The organism is Streptomyces sparsus, from assembly GCF_054776295.1.
This window is the reverse complement of the sequence record NZ_BAAHCA010000626.1, coordinates 1-2,932: the sequence shown is the minus strand read 5'-3', so window position 1 is coordinate 2,932 and position 2,932 is coordinate 1. Positions and strand designations below refer to the sequence as shown.

The following is a 2,932-nucleotide window of genomic DNA, read 5'->3' as shown; positions in this document are numbered from 1 at the left end:
TGCGCCGGCCCCGAGGGCGGCCTGGTCCGGGCCGTCGCCGATCGTGGCGTGGCGGGCCGCATGCCACTGGAGTGGCTCGCCGACGGTGAACTGCGCTACGCCGCCCTGGTCCTGGCTCTGCTGGGCGGGCCTGACCTGCTCGACACCGGGCCCGGCGGCTGGCTGCCGAGCGCCGGGCAGCCGATGCTGGTACTGGCCGACGGCCTCGACCGGAGCCTGGACGCCCGCCAGGTCCGGGCCCTGCTGGACCTGGCCGAGAGCGTCTGCGGGCAGGGCGAGCTGCGCCTGCTCGGCACCCTCTCCGACGTCGCGGAGATCCCCGACCTGGCCGGCGCGCTGGTGCTGCGGCTGGGCGGCGCCCGCGGGGACGGCCCGGCCGAGCCCGACCGGGGGGCGGGCCGGGCGACGCTGAGCGTAGCGGGAGGCAGTGGTACACCTGGGGCATGAGCACCCCCTCGTCCCCGGACTCCGCCGCCGCGGCGCCCGTCCGTGATGTCGCCGCCCTGCAGAAGCGGTTGGCCGAGTTCGCCGCCGCCCGCGACTGGGGCCGCTACCACACGCCGAAGAACCTGAGCGCCGCGCTGAGTGTGGAGGCCGGTGAGCTGGTGGAAATCTTCCAGTGGCTGACGCCCGAGCAGTCGGCCGCCGTCATGTCGGACCCCGGGAGGGCCGCCCGGGTCGAGGACGAGGTCGCCGACGTGTTGGCGTATCTCCTCCAGTTCTGCGAGTCGCTCGGCGTCGACGCGCTCGCCGCTCTGGAGGCCAAGATCGAGCGGAACGAGAAGCGCTTCCCGGTGGACGGTGGTCCGCTCTCGTTCGAGTGACCGAGTTGTCCACAACCCGCGAGTTGTCCACCGTTTCCCGGCCACTCCGGCGGAGACCGTCCCAGTCGTCCACTCTGGACCGCACGAGCGGTCGGCCGGGTGTCGGCCGAGCGGTCGGCCGAGCGGCCGACCGGCCGGTGGAGGGGACGGTGGAGGGATGCGGTACGCCTCATCAGGAACACCCGGCAGGCTCTGGCGCGTTGCGGGGACGGCCGTCAGCTGGTTGCTGAGGCTCGGCAGGCACGGCCGTGACGTGCCGCGCGCCGAGAAACGACCTGTGCACCGGTCCGTGGAGGTCAACGGTGCAGGATGGGAGCATGGACCTCCGAATCTTCACCGAACCCCAGCAGGGCGCCGACTACGAGACGCTGCTCAAGGTCGCCAAGGCGACCGAGGACCTCGGCTTCGACGCCTTCTTCCGCTCCGACCACTACCTGGCCATGGGGGGCGACGGGCTGCCCGGCCCGACGGACGCGTGGATCACGCTCGCCGGGCTGGCCCGCGAGACCAAGCGCATCCGCCTGGGCACGCTCATGACGGCGGGGACGTTCCGGCTGCCCGGCGTGCTCGCCATCCAGGTCGCCCAGGTGGACGCGATGTCCGGCGGCAGGGTCGACTTCGGCCTGGGCGCGGGCTGGTTCGAGGCCGAGCACACGGCCTACGGCATTCCCTTCCCGAAGGAGAAGTTCGCCCGCCTCGAGGAGCAGCTCGCCATCATCACGGGGCTCTGGAACACCGCACCGGGGGACAGGTTCAGCTACGAGGGCACCCACTACCAGCTGTCCGACTCGCCGGCGCTGCCCAAGCCCGCCCAGTCGCACATCCCGGTGCTCATCGGTGGACACGGCGCCACCCGCACGCCGCGGATCGCCGCTCGTTACGCCGACGAGTTCAACATCCCCTTCGCCTCCGTCGAGGACAGCGACCGACAGTTCGGACGCGTGCGGGCAGCCGCGGTGGAACACGGTCGCAAGGCCGACGACCTCGTCTACTCGAACGCCCTGGTCGCCTGTGTGGGCAAGGACGAGCAGGAGATCACCCGCCGGGCGGCAGCGATCGGCCGGGACGTGGCGGAGCTCAGGGAGAACGGTCTGGCGGGTTCCCCGAACGAGGTGGTGGACAAGATCGGCCGCTACCGGGAGATCGGCTGCTCCAGGATCTACCTCCAGATGCTCGACCTCTCCGACCTGGACCACCTGGAGCTGATCTCCTCGCAGGTCCAGTCCCAGCTGTCGTGACCCCGACCGCGCCCCTGCTCGCCGCCGCGCTGGCCCGGGAGACCCTGGTGCTCGACGGCGGCCTGGCCCACCAGCTCACCGCGGCGGGCAACGACCTGTCCGACGAACTGTGGTCGGCCAGGCTGCTCGCCGACGCCCCGGAGCAGCTCGCCGCGGCGCATGCCGCCTACGCGGCGGCGGGGGCGCGGGTCCACATCACCGCCAGCTACCAGGCGTCCTTCGAGGGCTTCGCCCGCCGGGGCATCGGCACCGGCGACGCGGAACGGCTGTTCGCCCGCAGCGTCGAACTGGCCCGCACGGCCGTCACCGACGGCACGGCTGTCACCGGCGGCACGGCCGCCGGGAGGTTGGGCAGCGCGTCCGCGGGCCCCTGCCCGGTCTGGGTCGCCGCCTCCGTCGGCCCCTACGGAGCGGTACTCGCGGACGGCAGCGAGTATCGGGGCCGCTACGGCCTGACGGTTGACGAGCTGGTGCGCTTCCACCGGCCGCGCGTGGCGGCGCTCGCCGCGGCCGGACCGGACGTGCTGGCCCTGGAGACGGTGCCGGACGTCCGCGAGGCGGAGGCGCTGCTGCGTGCGGCGGAGGGCTGCGGAGTGCCGGTGTGGCTCAGTTACACCGTCGCCGGCGACCGGACCCGGGCCGGCCAGAGCCTGGAGCGTGCCTTCTCCGTCGCCGCGGGCGTCGACCAGGTGATCGCCGTCGGCGTGAACTGCTGCCTGCCCGAGGACGCGGACCGCGCCGTACCGGTGGCGGCTGCCACGACCGGAAAGCCGGTGGTGGTCTACCCCAACAGCGGCGAGCGCTGGCACGCCCCGTCCCGCGGCTGGCGCGGCGTCCCGACGTTCGACCCGGCAGCGGCGCGCGGCTGGC

3 protein-coding genes and 1 pseudogene are annotated in these 2,932 nt (G+C 73.5%); all 4 read left to right on the top strand.

Going from position 1 to position 2,932, the window contains the following annotated elements; all coding sequences use genetic code 11:
- Positions 1-447: pseudogene (locus ACYVE9_RS21270) on the top strand (hypothetical protein); the annotation flags it as partial.
- Positions 444-824, top strand: coding sequence for a nucleotide pyrophosphohydrolase (locus tag ACYVE9_RS21265; protein ID WP_461029490.1), 381 nt, complete (start codon positions 444-446; stop codon positions 822-824). The pseudogene ACYVE9_RS21270 and the gene ACYVE9_RS21265, both read left to right, overlap by 4 nt.
- A 317-nt stretch (positions 825-1,141) precedes the next feature.
- Positions 1,142-2,062, top strand: a complete 921-nt coding sequence (locus tag ACYVE9_RS21260) for an LLM class F420-dependent oxidoreductase (protein ID WP_461029489.1) — start codon at positions 1,142-1,144, stop codon at positions 2,060-2,062.
- Positions 2,059-2,932, top strand: an 874-nt coding sequence (mmuM, locus tag ACYVE9_RS21255) for a homocysteine S-methyltransferase (protein WP_461029488.1), incomplete at its 3' end; no start/stop codon positions are given. The genes ACYVE9_RS21260 and mmuM, both read left to right, overlap by 4 nt.